Below are 18,256 nucleotides of genomic sequence, written 5' to 3'. Positions count from 1 at the left end.
TTTAAAGTGTAAAAGCGATATTGGTACGTTTGTTCAAGCGCGCGGCGCTTAAAAAATAAGCCTTAGACGGTCTTGTGAAATTTTTGCTTTCCGATATTTTCATCAGCGGGCCACGCCTCCCCAACGAGGCGCGTGCTATCTGTGAGGATAGGAAACAAAATGACGACGATTGCGAAGCCGGCAGTTCGCCCGGCTAATCCTAATTTTTCTTCAGGTCCCTGTGCAAAACGCCCCGGCTGGTCGCTTCAAGCGCTCGCCGATGCGCCGCTTGGCCGTTCGCACCGCGCGAAAATCGGCAAAAACAAGCTGAAAGAAGCTATAGACCTTACCCGCGAAATTCTCGGCGTTCCGGCTGATTACCGCATTGGCATTGTGCCTGCATCCGACACGGGTGCGGTTGAAATGGCCTTGTGGTCGCTGCTCGGTGAGCGCGGCGTTGATATGGTCGCGTGGGAAAGCTTCGGCTCCGGCTGGGTCACAGACGTGATCAAGCAGCTTAAGCTGGAAGACACCCGCACTTTTGTTGCGCCTTATGGCGAGCTGGTCGATTTTTCTGAGGTTGATTTCAACCGTGACGTCGTTTTCACCTGGAACGGCACCACATCCGGCGTTCGCGTACCCAATGCCGATTTCATTCCGGCAAATCGGGAAGGCCTGACCATTTGCGATGCGACCTCGGCTGCTTTCGCGCAGCGTCTTGATTTTGCAAAGCTCGATGTTGTCACTTTCTCATGGCAGAAAGTGCTTGGCGGCGAGGGCGCACACGGCATTCTCATTCTTTCCCCACGCGCTGTTGCGCGTCTGGAAAGCTATAAGCCAGCATGGCCGCTACCAAAGATTTTCCGCCTGACTTCTGGCGGCAAGCTGATCGAAGGCATCTTCGTTGGCGAAACCATCAATACGCCATCGATGCTTTGCGTTGAAGACTATCTAGATGGCTTGAGCTGGGCGCGTTCTGTCGGCGGTCTCGACGGTCTTGTCGGACGTGCGGACGCAAATTTCGCTGTGCTCAATGCCTTCATCGAGCGGACGCCATGGATCGCTAATCTGGCTCAGAAGCCTGAAACGCGCTCCAACACGTCGGTCTGCGTGACGATTGTGGACCCGGAAGTGACGGCACTTTCGGCGGATGAACAGGCGGCTTTTGCCAAGGGCATCGTCTCGGCGCTCGAAAAAGAAGGCGTTGCCTTCGACATCGGTGCGTATCGCGATGCACCTTCCGGTTTGCGTATCTGGGCGGGCGCGACGGTTGAAGCTTCTGATCTTGAAGCCCTGACTGCATGGCTCGACTGGGCCTTTGCTGCACAGAAAGCTGCTCTGAAAGCCGCTGCATAATCGCAAGCGATGTAGATAGCTGTGGCCGGAGTTGGGATGGCCATAGCCTGCTTGCCTTTCATTATCGTACAATTCGAAGGAGGCCCTTATGGCACCTCGCGTACTCGTATCCGATAAATTGTCGCCGACCGCCGTTCAGATTTTCAAAGATCGCGGTGTTGAAGTTGATTACCTTCCAGATCTTGGCAAGGACAAAGAAAAGCTACTTGAAGTCATCGACCAATATGATGGTCTGGCTATCCGTTCCGCAACCAAGGTGACGGACAAACTGATTGCTGCAGCAAAGAAGCTCAAGGTCATTGGTCGCGCCGGAATTGGCGTGGACAATGTCGATATTCCGGCGGCGTCGCGCCGCGGTATCATTGTGATGAATACGCCTTTCGGCAATTCGATCACCACTGCAGAACATGCAATTGCACTGATGTTTGCAGTTGCGCGTCAGCTCCCCGAAGCTGACGTTTCCACGCGTGCTGGCAAGTGGGAAAAGAACCGCTTCATGGGCGTGGAAATTACCGGCAAGACGCTTGGTGTGGTTGGCTGCGGCAATATCGGTGCTGTGGTTGCAGCGCGCGGTATTGGTCTCAAGATGCACGTTGTTGCGTTCGATCCGTTTCTTTCTGAAGCGCGCGCGCAGGAGCTTGGCGTTGAAAAGCTGGAGCTTGATGAACTTCTGGCCCGTGCCGATTTCATCACGCTGCATACGCCACTGACCGACAAGACACGTGGCATCATCAATGCCGATGCACTGGCTAAGACGAAGCCGGGTGTTCGCATTATCAACTGCGCACGCGGTGGCCTGATCGTTGAAAAAGATCTGGTTGAGGCGCTGAAATCCGGTCATGTTGCTGGTGCGGGTATCGATGTTTTCGAAACCGAGCCTGCGACAGAGAACGAGCTGTTCAATCTGCCCAACGTGGTATGCACACCGCATCTTGGTGCTTCTACGTCAGAAGCGCAGGAAAATGTTGCCATTCAGGTAGCCGAGCAAATGTCGGATTATCTGGTCAAGGGTGCCGTTTCCAACGCGATCAATATGCCGTCGATCACTGCAGAGGAGGCGCCGCGTCTCAAGCCATTCGTCAAGCTCGCAGAAGTTCTGGGTGCCTTTGTCGGTCAGGTGACGGACGAGCCAATTCAGGAAGTCGAAGTGCTTTTTGACGGCTCCACAGCTGGCATGAACACACGCGCTCTGGTCAGTGCAGCTCTTGCCGGTCTGATCCGTCCGCAGGTTGCTGACGTAAACATGGTTTCTGCACCGATCATGGTGAAGGAACGTGGAATCATCGTTTCTGAAATCAAGCGCGACAAGTCGGGTATCTTCGACGGCTATATCAAGCTGACCGTGAAGACCACTGAACGTGAACGCTCGATTGCAGGAACGTGCTTCTCTGACGGCAAGGCCCGCTTTATCCAGATCAAAGGAATCAACCTAGATGCGGAAGTTGGACCGCACATGCTTTATGTCACCAATGTTGATATTCCGGGCATGATTGGTCTGCTTGGAACGATCTGCGGTAAGCATGATATCAACATCGCAAACTTCGCTCTCGGACGTGATCATCCGGGCGGTGATGCCATTGCGATGCTCTACGTCGACGACAGAATTCCACAGGCAGCACTTGACGAACTGATTGCACAAGAGGCAATCAAGGCGGCAAGACCTTTGGAATTTAACGTCGAGGAAGCTTAAACGATATGAATGACGGGATTGAGCAGGCTGAATGGCGGCGGATGCAGGCACAGGATTTTGCAGGCGTTACGACTGTCGCCAACATTGTTCATCCCGACTTCTTCGAAGATGAGGCGGTCTTTCGGGACCGCTTCAACATCTACCCAGCCGGTTGTTTTGTGCTGGCAAAGGGCAGTGAAATCGTCGGCTATGGCATCAGTCATCCATGGAAACTCGATTCGGTTCCCGCACTGAATTCCGTTCTTGGCGAACTGCCAAAAGACATCAGCACCTATTATATCCACGACATTGCACTCTTGCCGGAAGTACGTTCAGGCGGGCAGGCGTCGCGCGTTGTTGAGCTGATGGGCGCTCAGGCAGAGCGTGATGGTTTTGCGACCATGGCACTTGTTGCGGTGAATGGCTCGCACGGTTTTTGGGAGAAAAAGGGCTTCGTTACCCGCGATGTGCCAGCACTCGAAGACAAGCTGAAAGGCTATTCGGATGAGGCACTCTATATGGTTCGTGCGGGATAAAAGGTGTTTACCGCTTAATCTCCATATTCTTCACACCGCTTAGCCATGGTTTTCCACGTTTTGCGAGCCGTTTTCCTACGTTTTCGTGAAAATATTCACATTTTCTGCATGAAAGAGTCGCGCAAGCGGGATTGAGTCTGTATAGAGACGAGGGATCAGCACCTCGCGTTTCATTGACGGGGTTTGCTTGCGATCCTTGGGTTATATTGACGGCTGAGATGCCGTACCGAGGAGTTTTCTCAATGGCGAATGTAGTTGTCGTCGGGTCGCAATGGGGCGACGAAGGCAAGGGAAAGATCGTGGACTGGTTGTCCGAGCGCGCCGATGTGATTGTGCGCTATCAGGGCGGTCATAACGCGGGTCATACGCTTGTCATCGATGGCGTCAGCTACAAGCTTTCGCTTCTGCCATCCGGCCTTGTACGCGGCAAACTGAGCGTGATCGGCAATGGTGTTGTGGTTGACCCGCATCATTTTGTCATGGAAGTCGAAAAGCTGCGCGGCCAGGGCATCGAAATCACCCCTGAAGTTCTGCGTATTGCAGAAAACGCACCGCTTATTCTGTCCGTTCATCGCGAACTGGATGCGATGCGTGAAGGCGCTACGGAAGGCCTCAAGATCGGCACCACCAAGCGTGGTATCGGCCCTGCATACGAAGACAAGGTTGGCCGTCGCGCGATCCGGGTCATCGATCTGACCGAGCCGGACACGTTAGAGCCAAAGGTTGAGCGCCTGCTTGCGCATCACAATCTGCTGCGTCGTGGCATGGGCCTCGAAGAAATCGCGGTTGCGACCATTCTTGAAGAGCTGACCTCGGTTGCAGACAAGATCCTTCCTTATATCGATCAGGTCTGGCGCGTTCTCGACGAACGTCGCAAGGCTGGTGACCGCATTCTTTTCGAAGGTGCGCAGGGCGCGTTGCTTGATAACGACCACGGTACCTATCCGTTCGTCACTTCATCCAATACTGTTGCCGGTCAGGCTGCTGCCGGTTCGGGCCTTGGTCCGACAGCAATCGGTTATGTTCTTGGTATCACCAAGGCTTACACCACCCGCGTTGGTGAAGGTCCGTTCCCGACCGAACTCAATGACGAGATTGGCGAATTCCTCGGCACCAAGGGCCATGAATTTGGCGTGGTGACAGGTCGCAAGCGTCGTTGTGGCTGGTTCGATGCGGTTATCGTTCGTCAGACGGTTCGCACGTCGGGCATTACCGGTATTGCACTGACCAAACTTGATGTTCTCGACGGTCTTGAAGAAATCAAGATCTGCGTCGCTTATGAGCTTGATGGAAAGCGCATCGACTATCTGCCATCCTCGATGGGTGCGCAGGCCCGCGTGAAGCCGATTTATGAAACACTTCCGGGCTGGTCGGAAACGACTGCCGGTGCACGTTCGTGGAACGATCTTCCAGCACAGGCTGTGAAATATGTTCGCCACATCGAAGAGCTGATCGGCGCGCCGGTATCGATGCTCTCGACGAGCCCGGAACGCGAAGACACCATCCTCGTGACTGATCCATTTCAGGATTAGTCGTTCGGAACTTTGCGTTCTGTAAAGAACAAGCCCGGTTTGCCTTTATGGCTGACCGGGTATTTTTTTTAAGGTTTTTTCGCGATCATTTTGAAAGGGTTAGAGCGCATTTCGATCTGATTGCATCACATCGGCGCTCAAATTTTGTATTTTAGTACGCATCTTTTCCGAAAACCGCTTCACACTTTTCGGGATGCGTTCACTTAATCGTTGCCGCAACCTTTGCTTTCTAACGATTATTGTGATTATTGAGGTATTTACTGCATTTCGAACGCGCGGAAACTGGGTAAGACGATGGCTGATTTTGTAGCGGTTCTGAAAAAGACAATCGATGCACAGGCGGATAAGTCGCCTGAACTGCGGCAGCGTGTCTATGCAAAGGCGCGCGCGACGATTGAACAGAAGCTTGTGACAGCAAATGCTTCGCAAGTTGTGGCAGTTCGCCAACGCAAAATACTTGAAGATGCTATCGAAGAAGTCGAAGCCTTTTATGCGCCGCCAGCTGCCGCACCTGTTGCAGAGCAGCCGTTGCATGATCCGCTTGAAGATTTTCTTGCCGAATCAAGTCAAACATCTTCGGACGAGGCGCCTTTCGTAACTGGCAATCGGTCTTATCCGGATCATGATGTCGATACCGACGAAGACGCAGCACCCGTGCAGGCGCGTCGTCAGGATGAGTGGTCAGCAGAGCGCGAACAGGATCGCACGGAAGACAAGCCTGCTTATGCACGCCGCGGTGAATATACTGACCCTGTACGTTTTAAAGAAAAGCGTTCTTACAAGGGCCTCATCATCGGTCTGATTGCTGTGCTTGTTTTAGGTGGTGCCGGTTACGGCGTCTTGGCGAACAAAGACAAGCTGCAGGAACTGGCCTCAAGTCTTGGTCGCAGCGATGCACCAGCAAGTGGTGATACGGGAACAACGCAGCCAGAAGCCGGGCAGACCGCAGGTTCTGAACAGCCGCAGACTGGCCAGCCAGCGGCGCCGTCTCAAGAACAGAAAATGACGCAGCGTCTGATGGAAGATGGCAGCGAGAAAGACGAAGGTCCAGCGGGCGGTCAGGCAGGTCTTGGCGAAGGCAAGTCAATGGCGGCTTCAACGCCGGGTGCGGAACAGACCAATACGCAAAGCCAACCACAGGCCCAGCAAGCTGTTGCCGTTGGCCAGCAAGCGCTTCTTTATGAAGAGCGCGGTGGTACGGAAACTGGCTCGGTTGAGCGTGGAACAGTTGTCTGGTCGGAAATACAGGAAAGCCCGGGCGAAGGTGAACCTGCTGCCCCGGCAATTCGTGGCACGATCACGATGCCTGACACCAAAGCCGAGCTTAAACTAACCATTCGCAAGAACACGGATCAGTCCATTCCTGCCAGTCATTTGATTGAAATGGTATTCACTCTACCAGATGATTTTCCGGGCGGCGCGATCGATAATGTTCAGCGCATCACGTTCAAAGATACGGAACAGGCTGCGGGCAATCCATTGATCGCTGTGCCATCAAAGATTGCCGATAATTTCTTCATTATCTGGCTCAATGATGCGACGACAGCGCAGGACACCAATTTGTCACTGATGCGCCGTTTGCAGTGGATCGATATTCCGATCTCATACCGCAATGGTCGCCGTGCTCTGATCAGTCTTGAAAAGGGTGTTCCGGGCGAGAAGGTGTTTAACGACGTGTTGGGTGCAGGTTAATCATAAAATAAAAAGGCCGCTTTGCGCGGCCTTTTTTATTACCGGCAATCACGCCGGATTATTTCTTTTCAGAGAACGCCTTGATGGCTTTTGCAACTTCAGAAGCCGCAGTTTCGGCAGTATCAAAGCCATTCAGCTCGACCGTCTTACGGCCTTCTGGAAGCTGCTTGTAGACGCGGAAGAAGGCTTCAAGGCGCTGCTGCTCAATCTTTGGCAGGTCAGAAAGTTCTTTGATGTTGTCATAGGTCGGGTCGATTTTTGAGGTTGGTACAGCAACGATCTTGTCGTCCTGCTCGCCACCGTCAATCATCTTCAAAACGCCGATTGGGCGAACCTTGATGATCGCACCTGGCACGATTGGCTCACGGGTATAAACGAGCGCATCAAGCGGATCGCCATCGCCCGCGAGCGTGCTGGTGATCGAGCCGTAATTGGCAGGGTAGACAACCGGCATCGACTGATAGCGATCCACGATGATGTGGCCGGTCTTGTCGTTGATTTCGTATTTGGTGAAGCTGCCCTGTGGAATTTCAATGGCAGTGAAGAATTCTTTTCCGTCCTGCTCTTTCTGCGGGTAGTCGAGATAAGAGACATATTCAGACGCAGATACAGCAGTGGCGGCAGTAAGAGCGAGCGTTGCAGCAAGCAGGAGCTTTTTCATAGCATGACCTTTAAGGCTTCGGTGAAATACGACCTGTTGCCTAAAGACATTGCATTACAGATATTTGACGGTTATTTATCAGTTGGATGACACATAACGAAACTGCCGCAAATGGTTCCCCAATCGCGGCAGTAGAATGGAATCTAAATTAGCAGGATTATGCGTTGGCTTCCTCGACATGGGGCAATGCCTTATGCTGTTTGAAAGCTGCTGCCTTGACTGCAGCCTGTACCTTTTCGAAGGCACGGACTTCAATCTGGCGTACACGTTCACGGCTGATACCAAACTCACCGGAAAGATCTTCCAGTGTCATCGGGTCTTCCGAGAGGCGGCGCGCTTCGAAGATACGGCGTTCGCGTTCATTGAGCGAATCCATTGCCTGTTCGAGCAGCGAGCGGCGGCTTTCCAGCTCATCCTGTTCAATCAGAACCTGTTCCTGACTGCTGCTGTCATCGACAAGCCAGTCCTGCCATTCGCCTGATTCACCTTCGGCTGCACGCAGTGGTGCATTCAGCGAAGCATCACCGGACAGACGGCGGTTCATGGAAACCACTTCGTCTTCGCTCACCTTCAACTTGGTCGCGATCTGTTTGACCTGATCTGGGTTGAGGTCGCCATCATCAAGCGCCTGAATTTTGCTCTTCATCTTGCGGAGATTGAAGAACAGGCGTTTCTGATTGGCCGTGGTGCCCATCTTCACAAGGCTCCACGAGCGCAGGATATATTCCTGGATTGAAGCTTTGATCCACCACATTGCATATGTGGCAAGGCGGAAGCCGCGTTCTGGTTCAAAGCGCTTGACCGCCTGCATCAAGCCGACATTGCCTTCGGAGATAACTTCACCAATTGGCAAGCCATAGCCGCGATAACCCATGGCAATCTTTGCTACGAGGCGGAGATGGCTGGTCACCAGCTTATGTGCGGCTTTCGGATCGCTATGTTCATGATAACGCTTCGCCAGCATATATTCTTCCTGCGGCTGAAGCATTGGAAAACGGCGGATTTCTTCCATATAACGGGTTAGGCCACCGTCACCGGATGTAATGCTTGGAAGACTAGTACGGGCCATTAAGCACCCTCCTTTATAGTTTCAGGTTCCCGTCTGGCAAACCTGTCGCGCTGGCTGCCTCCTGCACTTCCCTCGCGAACTTACATATATAGGCATGATTTTGGCGAAAACACGATCTCTAACCTCATGAAACAATGTGTCACTAGAATGTGAACACTTGTCATTCCTGAGAGGCCACCACCATTTTGGTTGAAGCCTTGTTTTGAGACCCCGTTTTCGCCCTCAAGGCATAATCTTTACAGACTTAATCTGGCGTTCTGAAACTGTGAGAACTTACAGCGTTATGTAGAGTGCTTGCGGAAATTTTCCAGAAGCGTCTCCATATCTTCCGGCAGATCGGCCTCAAAGCGCATGATTTCGTCGGTCGTTGGATGCGTGAATGCCAGAAGCCAGGCGTGAAGCGCCTGACGCTGAAAACTGTTCACGGCATTTTTCAATGGCTCTGGCAGCTTGTTGGCCTTGGTCTTATAAGCGCCGCCATAATCCATGTCCCCGACAAGCGGATGACCGATATGGGCCATGTGAACGCGAATCTGATGGGTGCGACCTGTTTCAAGGCGGCATTCGACCAGAGACGCAAGTGATGTGGCGTCTTCTTGCGGTGCGAATTTCTCGATGGTCGAATAATGCGTGATGGCGTGGCGTGCGTCTTCGCGGTCTTCTTTGACAACGGCTTGCTTGGTGCGATCACGGTGCGAGCGGCCAAGATAGGCGTCGATATAACCTTGTGGACGTTCGGTCATACCCCAAACAAGTGCTTTGTAGGCGCGTTCGAGATCGCCGGTGCGTCCATGATCGGCGAACTGGTCGCTCAAGTGGCGATGGGAATGGTCGTTCTTGGCCACAACCATGACGCCGCTGGTGTCTTTATCCAGACGATGAACAATGCCCGGACGACGCACGCCGCCGATGCCTGACAAGCTATCGCCACAATGATAGATAAGAGCATTCACCAGCGTTCCCGTCCAGTTGCCGTTGCCCGGATGGACAACCAGGCCAGCAGGCTTGTTGATGACGATGAGATCATCGTCTTCATAGAGAATATCCAGTGGGATGTTCTCGCCTTGTGGGTCGGCAGGTTCAGGCTCTGGCAGCACGACGGTAATCTTCATGCCTTCGCGCAGCTTTTGCTTCGCGCCACTGGCGGGAACATCATCGATGGTCACATGACCATCAGCAATCAGGGACTGGACGCGACTGCGGGAGAGTTCCGGCCCCAATGCTGCGGCCAGCCACTGGTCTAATCTTTTACCCGCAGCGTCTAGGTCGGCAATTAGTTCTTTCAATTGTCTCTTCCCTTCGTTATCACGCGCCCACGCGGGAGCATGAACCGGAGTCATTTAATGCAGGATCCACACTATCCGAAATATCAGAATCATCAGGATTCTGGATATCAGGACTATCAGCAGGGCTATTACCCGGACCAACAACAACCGGAACCCCCGCTTGATCCAGCGATGGAGAAAGTCCGTCGTAAGATGGTGCGGCTGCTTGCAGTTTCCATCGGTGTTATGTTGATTGGTCTTATGGCTGTGCTTGTCGCCGTTGTCTACAAGATCAATCGCGCACCGGATACTTCCGAGACAGAAGTTGCGCGTTCAGACATTCCGGGACAGGTGGCGACGCCGATTAAGCCGGAACCGCCGAAGCTGATCGAGTCGCAGATCGATTTGACACCGGGCACGCGTCTTTTGTCGCAGAGCCTGTCTGGCGATCAGCTTTCGCTTGAAACACTTTTGCCCGATGGTGGCACGGAACTCATCATTTATGATTACCGTGAATCGCGCATTCTTGGGCGTATCAAGCTCGGTAACGTCGAATAGTTTTGGATGCGGGCGGCAGATTTGCCGCCCTTTTCATTGCGTGCTGCGGGTCTTATATTAGCAAATACTGCTTGCGCCCATCGTCTAGCGGTCAGGACGGCGCCCTCTCACGGCGCAAACAGGGGTTCGATTCCCCTTGGGCGTACCAGTGAATTGATGGCTCCTTTGGAGGCAGCTTAATTGCAGTGCCAGCGACCCGTTAAGTCCGGGCAACATTTAACCTGCTGCCCATCCCAATAATGATACTCACAATCGTCATTAAACGGCAATTCGTCTCCGATTGCTGCTAGGCTAATATTGGTTACACTTATTATACTGGATAAAAAAGTTAGAAACAGAATTACCTTTTTCATGCGATATCAAATTCAAGCTTTCTGTGTTTAATAGCTGTCCAGATAGTTCAGGCCCCGCAAATGTGCGGTTCTCATTATTTGTCGTCAACAACCATTTTATTAGAAACATATATTCCAGATAGCAAAAATTGCAGTGCAGTATACAGCGCAATCAAGTGCATTCCGCCCACTGGTAACGCATGCTATGTTGTTTTGTGGTTTTGTTTTGACTGCATTTTCGGCTGCTGCGAACTGTACAGAAGAAATGCTAAAGGTTCCAATTATCGTTGCCAATATAACAACTCTACGCATGTTAATATCCTCACATTTCAATATTAAAGCGCTATGTTGATATCAGAAGTCGCTTATTTCAATTCCAATTTTGTGGATAATATCTAAGGTGACTTACTTTCGACGGGTCCTTTATGGCGCCCTCGAAAAGGTTTAGACATTCCTGATTGAACTGAGAAAGCATGGAATGATAGCGGCTTATATCGGATCTGCTTTACTCAGTGCTGGCGTTTATCTCACTTTGAGGTGTACGGCGCGAAAAAAGGGCCTGTTGATCGGCATAAGTATCTTCCTGGTGTTGTGTGCGGCCTTTACTGTGTGGTTTATCAACACAGGTGGCTATTATGGCGTCATCGGTACAAATGGCATTGATCCGGATTGGGCGCGCAAATAAAGTGGCGGTGAAAACATAGTTTTCATGTTGTTTTGCTATCCCAATTCCGCCGATAGAAATATCTCATTAATTGACGAATAGGTGTCCATGATGTCCCGCTTCACACATGTACTTGCGGCGCTGACCGCAGCAACTGCGTTAATGACGGCTGAAGTTCAGGCCTGTACCCGGATTGTTTATCATGGAGAGCAAGGGCGCGTGCTCACGGGCCGAAATATGGATTTTAAGGATCCTATGGTCAGCAATTTCTGGGTCTTCCCGCGGGGGATGAAGCGCAATGGTGAAGCCGGTTCCCGCTCGAAGGAATGGACGTCGAAATATGGAAGCCTCGCTGTGTCGGGCTATGATATTTCTACTGTTGACGGCATGAATGAGGCTGGCCTCAATGCAAGCCTGCTGTGGTTGAACGCCACCCAGTTCCCAAAAGATGATGATGCAACGCCTCGCATGTCACTGGCAATATGGGCACAATTTTATCTGGATCAGTTCGCGACTGTTGCTGAGGCTGTAGAATACACCCGCAGCCAGCCATTTGATGTTGTGAGCGGTGAAGTGCCCGGTCGTCCGGGCAGTCTCGCACCGCTCCATCTGACACTGTCCGATTCTTCCGGCGATAGTGCGGTGTTGGAATGGATTGATGGCGAGCTTAAAATCCATCATGATCGTTCGTATCAGGTGGTTACGAATGATCCGCCATTTGATTTCCAGCTTGCCAATCAGAAATATTGGAGCGCCCTCAATTTGTTGAACTTTCTTCCGGGCAGTGGCCGCTCAGAGGATCGTTTCGTGCGCGCAGGGTTCTATGTCAATGCCGTGACGCAAACTGAAGATCCGAGGATCGCTGCGTCTGCAGTTTTTAGTGTTATCCGCAATGCTTCAGTGCCTTATGGAGTTAGTCTGCCTGATGCGCCCAATCTCTCGACTACAAGATGGCGCGTTGTGGCAGACCACAAGAGTCTGACATTTCACGCAGAATCGGCGACATCGCCAAATGTTTTCTGGGTCGATCTTAAGAAGCTTGATTTCTCTGAAGGAGCAAAGGTGCTGAAACTCGATCTTGGTGTGGATATGAGCCGTGTGCTTGTCGGGGAGGCTTCTGATGCCTTTGTGGAGGTGAAGCCGTTTGTTTTCCAGGCGGCAGAATAAATCGCTGGATGAGAGGCTGTGTCACTCTTTTAACGGGTTCTGATGAACCACGACCTCCCCAGGTGCACATTTTAATAAAAGGCTTGGGGAGATGTTGATCAATCCAGTTGCAAAAATTTGCAACTGGAACACCGTGCGTGCATAATCAATCTATGAGTGAATCGCACAAGAAGCCCGATTATGAGCAGGAACTGAGGCAGGCAGGCGTTCGTATTACGCGGCCTCGCAGGATTATCCTGAACATTTTGACCGAGACTGAAGATCATCCAGATGCACTGGAGATTTTCAGGCGGGCGGTGGTAATTGATAGCGGCATTTCGCTGTCAACCGTCTATCGCACGATGAAATTGCTTGAAGAGTTGGGTGCTATTCACCGTCATGCATTTGCGGGTGGGCCATCGCGCTTTGAGCAAGCAAGTGGCGCACATCATGACCATATCATTGACATGGACTCAGGCGACGTCGTTGAGTTTCGTTCGGATAAAATCGAAAAGCTGCAGGAAGAGATCGCACGCCAACTTGGCTATGAGATTGTGCATCATCGTCTCGAACTTTATTGCAAAAAAATAAAATCCTAATGGAACCAATCATCGCGACCGGCGTTTTTTGATATGAAGGTCGCAACCCGCCCCGCAAGCGACCCTCACCGTTTGCTTCGACCTCCCCGTATGAAGTGAACAGCGAGAATGCCGCGCAGAAGCCCCCGTTAAGCAGCTGGCGTTCCGCATTTTCTAAAGAAAAGCCGTTGTGACAGAAGATCGCAACGGCTTTTCTTTTGCTGGATCATTTAGCCGAGAAAAAATGGTCAGGAATCGAACTGCTCAGCGGGCACGGTCAGCGTGTAAACAGCGCCGTTGCCATCAACACGATACTCGGCTCGCCCGCCGACGGATGAGGGTACGATGCGCTGGAGAACTGCACTGCCAAAGCGGGGATCATGTTTGATCTCAGGCATGGACGGATTGGTCTCTTCCCAATGCAAGATCAGCTCTTCGTCGCCCTGATCGCTGCGCTGAACCTTAGCCGATATGACGACGCGGCCATAAGGAATAGACAGGCCACCGAAAGACGTTGCGTTGATAATTAATTCATGCAGTGCCAGGCCAACGTGCAGCGCCGCGCCGGGGAAGAGATAAGGATCATCACCCTCGATGGTCAGGCGTTCATCCGTAACATCGATGTATTTTTCGATCTGTGAATGCACGAGATCGAGGAAGAGCGCACCATGCCAATTGGAATCGGTGACGAGATCTTGCGAGTAAGAGAGAGACTGAATGCGTCCGCGAAATTTTAGCAGGAAGTCGTCAACGCTATCAGTGAAGCGCGCCGTTTGACTTGCAATGCTTTGAACGATGGCCAGTAAGTTTTTTGAGCGGTGGCTGACTTCGCGTAGCAGCGTTTTTAAGACCTGCTCGCGACGTTTCAGCTCGCTGATTTCAAGCGCTGTCGTTACGAGACCGAGTACGTTGCCATCCGAATCACGGTCGCAATCGATATGGAATTCGATCCAGCGTAACTTATCGCCATCGTTGATCGCCAGTTCGACATTTTGCGCGGTGCCAGTTTCTAAGGCGGCACGCTTTGCATGTTCCAGACGAGACATTGACGTTGAGAAAATGAAATCACAATCCCGCCCGCCGGCTTTCCACTTTTCCTGCCAGTATGGAGGGATATTTTCACCCCATATGTAAAGCAGATCAGGCGATTGATAGAGAACGCAGATATTGTTGTTTCTCACAGCGCCCAGAAGGGCGCGAAGACGGGATGCATCTGTCTCGATATTTTTGCGGGAAGAGTTAGGTGTTGTCATGAAGGCCTCAACTGCCGCCCGTTATCGAGTACAAATGATTGAAGGAATGATAAAAATATCGATTTTTGATTTATGTTGTTTTCATCAAGAAATCGAGAAATGCAAATACACGAAGAAGATTTAAACGAAAGAGTATGATCTTTAAGTTCACTATTCACGCCGTCATCGAATAGTGCGAGACGGCGTGAAGTTTTCGAAAGCCGAGCCGGATTAATTAGCCGCTCGCCCTTGATGGTCAAGCCTTGCGAACCACCGAGGCGATAAGGGAAATAACCAGCAGCGCCAGAAATACGAAGAAAAGTATTTGCGCAATCCCGGCTGATGCACCGGCGATACCACCAAATCCGAGAGCGCCTGCAACGAGAGCTACGACGAGAAATACAAGAGCGTAATAAAGCATTTTGGGTCTCCTCTGTTTTCATTGAAAGAGAAACGTCCCATCTATGCTTTTGGTTCCTCGAAATAGACAATTTGAAGGTCCAGACCTCAAAAAAATCACACTTTTTAGCGGATGACTTTTGTTTAAAGCAAGTTCCCCCTGTGAAGGCTATTCTTCGCAGAGGGATAAGCTTACGGACTACAATTGTTCTTTAAGCCGCTGCTTCGGCAGATTCTTCAAAAAACAAAGCCTGACTGATTAACGCCTTTACCATGTCTGGGTTAAATGGCTTTGTCACAAGGAAAGTCGGCTCTGGACGCTCTCCGGTCAAGAGGCGTTCTGGGAACGCTGTGATGAAAATCACCGGGATGGTGCCGTCGGTTAGAATTTCGTTGACGGCATCGATGCCGGAACTGCCATCAGCAAGCTGAATATCGGCAAGCACCATTCTTGGTCTTTGTTTGTTGTAAAGCGCGACTGCTTCGTCTTTCGTGCGCGCAATACCGACAACCTCATGACCAAGGCTCTCAACCATTTGCTCAATGTCCATCGCGATTAATGGCTCATCTTCGATGATCATGATGCGCGTTGCGACTTGCTTTGATATTTCAGTCGAGGCGGAAGCGAGGATGGAACTGAATTCTTTTTCGTTCAATTCCAGAATTTCAGCGGCTTCCCGATCATTAAAACCTTCAACTGCAACCAAGAGAAACGCCTGACGTGGCAATGGTGCGATCACGGACAAATTGCGTGCTGCCTGCTTTTCCCAAGCGAATTGGGACGAAGGCTCGGGTACCTGTACGGATGCAGTTTTATAAAGATTGCAGAACAAGCGATAGAGCGCAATCCGGTCTGTAGAACACGGCGGGAAGATGCTTATATCTGCGATCAAAGCTTCCAGCGTTGCGGCAACATACGCATCACCAGAAACCTGAGTGCCTGTAAGCGCGCGTGAAAAGCGGCGGAGATAGGGAAGATGCGGCGCGATACGCGTCGATAACGTCATGATTATATAACTCCTCGTTGCCGCAGTTTTCATTCTTTTCACATCAACCTGACGGCGCTGAAGCCATGGGGTTAATGTTAGAGAGCGCGGCATTATGGTATTTAAAACTACACTCAGTGGAAAAAGTTCCACGCAATGAACGTTATTTGTGGAACTTAATGGATGTTGATGCATTAAACCATCGAAGTAGCAGCTGGGTAATTGATAAATGGCGATGTGCCTGGATTGAATAAGAGATGACTGAAAAGAAACACCTTCATGCGAACGGGGCCGGTATCCGGCTCAACGGGCGCGTCCAGAAGGACATTTTAGGTCCGAACTGCGAGGTCGGTCTTAAATTAAAAGCGCTTTATAGCTCGATACAAGACGAGAGCATTCCAGATCGTTTTCTCGATTTGTTGGAAAAACTCGATCAGGCTGAACAGGAGAGTACGCGTGAGCACAGCACTGGTTCCGTCGGCTGAGGAGATGGCGCAGTTCAAGCGCGAGCTTCTCGCGTCTTTGCCCAGTCTGCGCGCATTTGCAGTTTCATTGATCGGGCAGCACGACCGAGCCGATGATCTTGTACAAGATACTATTATGAAAGCCTGGGCCAAACAGGAATCGTTCGAGTTGGGCACCAATATCAAGGCCTGGCTTTTTACGATTCTAAGAAATGAATTTTATACACAGATGCGCAAACGCGGTCGCGAAGTGCAAGATACGGATGGCGTATTCAGCGAGCAACTTGCTGTTCATCCCTCGCAATATGGGACGCTTGATCTGCAGGATTTTAAGGCGGCACTTGAGCAGCTTCCTGATGACCAGCGTGAAGCAATTATCCTGATTGGTGCGTCTGGTTTTGCTTATGAAGAGGCGGCGGAGATTTGCGGTTGTGCTGTCGGTACAATCAAGAGTCGCGTTAGTCGCGCCCGCACACGTTTGCAGGAAATATTGCAAATCGATGGAGAAGCGGATTACGGCCCGGATGCCAGTTCTTCCCGCGCTACGTTAAGAAGCTTCGCCTAATCACTAGGCAGGGCTACTTGAATAAAATGTTTCGCTCGTGTTTGCTTATCAAACCAGCGTCAGAAAACTGTAGTGGTTTTCGACGCTGGTTTGAAGATTCTAAACTAAGCGTATTATTTCGATCGTGGACTGACCTTTGCCATCATCATTTTCCAGCGGCCTGTTAAAACCATCCATACGACCGATAGCCGTTATCGTGTCGTTGAGCCTCGTGCTGTTGTCCGCTTTGATCACGTTGTTTTTGTCAGCGGGTGTAAACAATCAGATTGTCGATATCTCTAAAAATTTCGAACTGCGTGAGCAGGTCGGAAAAGTCATGCGTATTGCTTATAATATCGAAATGAGCCGCCGGGGCTATTTGTTGACTCTGGATGATGCCTATCTCGATCTTTATCAGCGCTCCATCGTCAATATTGATCAGACCCTAGCCGATCTCGGCGTTTTGACAAAAGACAATCCGCAGCAGGACGGTCGAATCAGAATCATAAAAGCGCTGGTTGAGCATGCACATGACGATGTGCGTCAAACAATTGATCTCGCCAAGGCTGGAAATGTTCAGGAAGCGATCAAGAAGGTGCGTAGTGATGAGGGCAAGGTCCTCATGGATCAGCTTACCGAAACCGTATCGCAATTCATCACGACAGAAGAACAGGAACTGGCTGAACGCAATAAGCATATTGACGCTATGCGCTATTGGATGACGGCGGCCTCCGTAGTGGCGCTTATTTCTGGCGCCATTCTGGCATTTTTGCTGTTTTCACGTGTCCAAAGAGTCGTTCGCGCTCTGTTTGAAGGACAATCGGTCCTGCTATCTCAAAATGAATTGCTTGAAGAGCGGGTTAGGGAGCGTACAGCGGAATTGGAACGCGAGCGCTCTATTGCGGAACGCGAACGCAAGCGCGTGGAAATATTGTTACAGGATTCCAACCATCGTATTGGCAACTCACTCGCAACAGTTTCTTCCTTGCTGGGGCTTCAACTGCGTCAAACGAGAAGCACGGAAGCGCGTGCTGCGCTTTCTGCTGCGCGCGATCGTGTTCAGACGGTTTCAACGGCGCATCGTCGGCTGCGCTTGGGCGAAGATATGGAATCGACTCGCGTTGATGAATTTCTGGAAACGGTGATCGAGGATATCCGCCATGCAATTGGCGAGGATCGCAAGATTAGCTTTCAGACAGATCTGGCCCCGCTTGATCTGAAAGCGCGTGACGTTACGACGATTGGCATTATTCTTGGTGAGCTGATCACGAACGCAATTAAGCACGCCTTCAAAGGCCAGCAGGAAGGCACAATTTCCGTCAGCTTTAAACATGACGATGAAACTGGTGTGCTGGTTTTGATTGTTGAAGACAACGGGATTGGCTTGCAGCACGACGAGGCGCTCAGCACCAAAGACCAAGCCGGCTTGGGTACGCTGGTTGTTGAGCAGCTTTGTATGCAGTTCGGTGAGAAGCCTGTTTACTCCTCTTGTGAAGGGGGGACAGGAACACGCGTTATTGTACGGCTGTCGGGGCTTAAAGAGCATGAAAAAGAAACAAACAGTGAAACATCACAATGAAAAAGCTCCCGCTGA

At 51.2% G+C, this 18,256-nt stretch carries 18 protein-coding genes and 1 tRNA gene; 13 read left to right on the top strand and 6 right to left on the bottom strand.

Annotated features, from left to right (window positions below):
* Positions 1-159: 159 nt before the first annotated feature.
* The 5 genes from U2P60_RS07475 (at position 160) to U2P60_RS07455 (ending at position 6,764) form a co-directional block, all read left to right on the top strand.
* Entirely contained in the window at positions 160-1,335 is a 1,176-nt protein-coding gene (locus U2P60_RS07475) for a phosphoserine transaminase (RefSeq protein ID WP_413572070.1), read from the top strand.
* A gap of 88 nt (positions 1,336-1,423) precedes the next feature.
* Positions 1,424-3,025, top strand: a complete 1,602-nt coding sequence (serA, locus tag U2P60_RS07470; protein ID WP_413572069.1) for a phosphoglycerate dehydrogenase — start codon at positions 1,424-1,426, stop codon at positions 3,023-3,025.
* A 5-nt stretch (positions 3,026-3,030) separates the two neighbouring features.
* Positions 3,031-3,540 (top strand): GNAT family N-acetyltransferase, encoded by a 510-nt coding sequence (locus tag U2P60_RS07465; RefSeq protein ID WP_413572068.1) that lies wholly within the window; start codon positions 3,031-3,033, stop codon positions 3,538-3,540.
* Between the two features lie 242 nt (positions 3,541-3,782).
* The gene (locus U2P60_RS07460) at positions 3,783-5,072 is read left to right on the top strand and encodes an adenylosuccinate synthase (RefSeq protein ID WP_313827131.1); all 1,290 of its coding nucleotides are present in this window, start codon (positions 3,783-3,785) and stop codon (positions 5,070-5,072) included.
* 294 nt (positions 5,073-5,366) lie between these two features.
* A complete protein-coding gene (locus tag U2P60_RS07455) occupies positions 5,367-6,764 on the top strand; it encodes a transcriptional regulator (RefSeq protein WP_413572067.1) in 1,398 nt (465 codons plus the stop codon).
* 58 nt (positions 6,765-6,822) lie between these two features.
* Here the strand turns inward: U2P60_RS07455 and U2P60_RS07450 are convergent, their stop codons facing one another.
* From U2P60_RS07450 to U2P60_RS07440, 3 genes are all read right to left on the bottom strand, one after another.
* Positions 6,823-7,425 carry an inorganic diphosphatase gene (locus U2P60_RS07450; protein WP_250041079.1) on the bottom strand — a complete coding sequence of 201 codons (603 nt, stop codon included), beginning with the start codon at positions 7,423-7,425 and terminating at the stop codon, positions 6,823-6,825.
* Positions 7,426-7,582: 157 nt separating this feature from the next.
* Positions 7,583-8,494 carry an RNA polymerase sigma factor RpoH gene (gene rpoH / locus U2P60_RS07445; protein ID WP_413572066.1) on the bottom strand — a complete coding sequence of 304 codons (912 nt, stop codon included), beginning with the start codon at positions 8,492-8,494 and terminating at the stop codon, positions 7,583-7,585.
* 281 nt (positions 8,495-8,775) lie between these two features.
* Positions 8,776-9,834: an RluA family pseudouridine synthase gene (locus tag U2P60_RS07440; protein ID WP_313827129.1), complete on the bottom strand. Its 1,059-nt coding sequence runs from the start codon at positions 9,832-9,834 to the stop codon at positions 8,776-8,778.
* A 3-nt stretch (positions 9,835-9,837) separates the two neighbouring features.
* Between U2P60_RS07440 and U2P60_RS07435 the strand changes: the two genes are divergently transcribed.
* From U2P60_RS07435 to U2P60_RS07415, 5 genes are all read left to right on the top strand, one after another.
* Positions 9,838-10,317, top strand: a complete 480-nt coding sequence (locus tag U2P60_RS07435; RefSeq protein WP_250041076.1) for a hypothetical protein — start codon at positions 9,838-9,840, stop codon at positions 10,315-10,317.
* Between the two features lie 73 nt (positions 10,318-10,390).
* Positions 10,391-10,465: transfer RNA gene (locus U2P60_RS07430), tRNA-Glu, on the top strand.
* Positions 10,466-11,127: 662 nt separating this feature from the next.
* Complete coding sequence (locus U2P60_RS07425; RefSeq protein ID WP_413572065.1) at positions 11,128-11,334, top strand: hypothetical protein; 207 nt, start codon at positions 11,128-11,130, stop codon at positions 11,332-11,334.
* Positions 11,335-11,424: 90 nt separating this feature from the next.
* Positions 11,425-12,480 (top strand): linear amide C-N hydrolase, encoded by a 1,056-nt coding sequence (locus U2P60_RS07420; RefSeq protein WP_413572064.1) that lies wholly within the window; start codon positions 11,425-11,427, stop codon positions 12,478-12,480.
* Positions 12,481-12,632: 152 nt separating this feature from the next.
* Positions 12,633-13,058, top strand: coding sequence for a Fur family transcriptional regulator (locus tag U2P60_RS07415; protein ID WP_413572063.1), 426 nt, complete (start codon positions 12,633-12,635; stop codon positions 13,056-13,058).
* A 227-nt stretch (positions 13,059-13,285) separates the two neighbouring features.
* On the opposite strand, the gene U2P60_RS07410 is transcribed toward U2P60_RS07415, so the two are convergent.
* The 3 genes from U2P60_RS07410 to U2P60_RS07400 form a co-directional block, all read right to left on the bottom strand.
* Positions 13,286-14,290 carry a sensor histidine kinase gene (locus tag U2P60_RS07410; protein ID WP_413572061.1) on the bottom strand — a complete coding sequence of 335 codons (1,005 nt, stop codon included), beginning with the start codon at positions 14,288-14,290 and terminating at the stop codon, positions 13,286-13,288.
* A 235-nt stretch (positions 14,291-14,525) separates the two neighbouring features.
* On the bottom strand, positions 14,526-14,690 hold the full coding sequence (locus tag U2P60_RS07405; protein WP_187544061.1) for a DUF1328 domain-containing protein: 165 nt from the start codon (positions 14,688-14,690) through the stop codon (positions 14,526-14,528).
* A gap of 190 nt (positions 14,691-14,880) precedes the next feature.
* Entirely contained in the window at positions 14,881-15,675 is a 795-nt protein-coding gene (locus tag U2P60_RS07400; RefSeq protein ID WP_313827124.1) for a response regulator, read from the bottom strand.
* 236 nt (positions 15,676-15,911) lie between these two features.
* Here U2P60_RS07400 and U2P60_RS07395 point away from each other — a divergent pair, with 236 nt between their 5' ends.
* From U2P60_RS07395 to U2P60_RS07385, 3 genes are all read left to right on the top strand, one after another.
* The gene (locus U2P60_RS07395) at positions 15,912-16,139 is read left to right on the top strand and encodes a NepR family anti-sigma factor (protein WP_313827123.1); all 228 of its coding nucleotides are present in this window, start codon (positions 15,912-15,914) and stop codon (positions 16,137-16,139) included.
* A 4-nt stretch (positions 16,140-16,143) separates the two neighbouring features.
* Positions 16,144-16,683, top strand: coding sequence for an RNA polymerase sigma factor (locus U2P60_RS07390; RefSeq protein ID WP_313828543.1), 540 nt, complete (start codon positions 16,144-16,146; stop codon positions 16,681-16,683).
* A gap of 136 nt (positions 16,684-16,819) precedes the next feature.
* Positions 16,820-18,241 (top strand): sensor histidine kinase, encoded by a 1,422-nt coding sequence (locus tag U2P60_RS07385; protein WP_413572059.1) that lies wholly within the window; start codon positions 16,820-16,822, stop codon positions 18,239-18,241.
* Positions 18,242-18,256 lie beyond the last annotated feature (15 nt).

The organism is Brucella sp. H1_1004 (genome assembly GCF_047308065.1).
Classification (GTDB): Bacteria; Pseudomonadota; Alphaproteobacteria; order Rhizobiales; family Rhizobiaceae; genus Brucella; species Brucella pseudogrignonensis_B.
This window is presented reverse-complemented; position numbering and strand designations above follow the sequence as displayed.

Coding starts and splice junctions, on each gene's coding strand:
- U2P60_RS07475 (WP_413572070.1), top strand. CDS start 160: ATGACGACGATTGCGAAGCCGGCAGTTCGCCCGGCTAATCCTAATTTT.
- serA (WP_413572069.1), top strand. CDS start 1,424: ATGGCACCTCGCGTACTCGTATCCGATAAATTGTCGCCGACCGCCGTT.
- U2P60_RS07465 (WP_413572068.1), top strand. CDS start 3,031: ATGAATGACGGGATTGAGCAGGCTGAATGGCGGCGGATGCAGGCACAG.
- U2P60_RS07460 (WP_313827131.1), top strand. CDS start 3,783: ATGGCGAATGTAGTTGTCGTCGGGTCGCAATGGGGCGACGAAGGCAAG.
- U2P60_RS07455 (WP_413572067.1), top strand. CDS start 5,367: ATGGCTGATTTTGTAGCGGTTCTGAAAAAGACAATCGATGCACAGGCG.
- U2P60_RS07450 (WP_250041079.1), bottom strand. CDS start 7,425: ATGAAAAAGCTCCTGCTTGCTGCAACGCTCGCTCTTACTGCCGCCACT.
- rpoH (WP_413572066.1), bottom strand. CDS start 8,494: ATGGCCCGTACTAGTCTTCCAAGCATTACATCCGGTGACGGTGGCCTA.
- U2P60_RS07440 (WP_313827129.1), bottom strand. CDS start 9,834: ATGACTCCGGTTCATGCTCCCGCGTGGGCGCGTGATAACGAAGGGAAG.
- U2P60_RS07435 (WP_250041076.1), top strand. CDS start 9,838: ATGCAGGATCCACACTATCCGAAATATCAGAATCATCAGGATTCTGGA.
- U2P60_RS07425 (WP_413572065.1), top strand. CDS start 11,128: ATGATAGCGGCTTATATCGGATCTGCTTTACTCAGTGCTGGCGTTTAT.
- U2P60_RS07420 (WP_413572064.1), top strand. CDS start 11,425: ATGTCCCGCTTCACACATGTACTTGCGGCGCTGACCGCAGCAACTGCG.
- U2P60_RS07415 (WP_413572063.1), top strand. CDS start 12,633: ATGAGTGAATCGCACAAGAAGCCCGATTATGAGCAGGAACTGAGGCAG.
- U2P60_RS07410 (WP_413572061.1), bottom strand. CDS start 14,290: ATGACAACACCTAACTCTTCCCGCAAAAATATCGAGACAGATGCATCC.
- U2P60_RS07405 (WP_187544061.1), bottom strand. CDS start 14,690: ATGCTTTATTACGCTCTTGTATTTCTCGTCGTAGCTCTCGTTGCAGGC.
- U2P60_RS07400 (WP_313827124.1), bottom strand. CDS start 15,675: ATGACGTTATCGACGCGTATCGCGCCGCATCTTCCCTATCTCCGCCGC.
- U2P60_RS07395 (WP_313827123.1), top strand. CDS start 15,912: ATGACTGAAAAGAAACACCTTCATGCGAACGGGGCCGGTATCCGGCTC.
- U2P60_RS07390 (WP_313828543.1), top strand. CDS start 16,144: ATGGCGCAGTTCAAGCGCGAGCTTCTCGCGTCTTTGCCCAGTCTGCGC.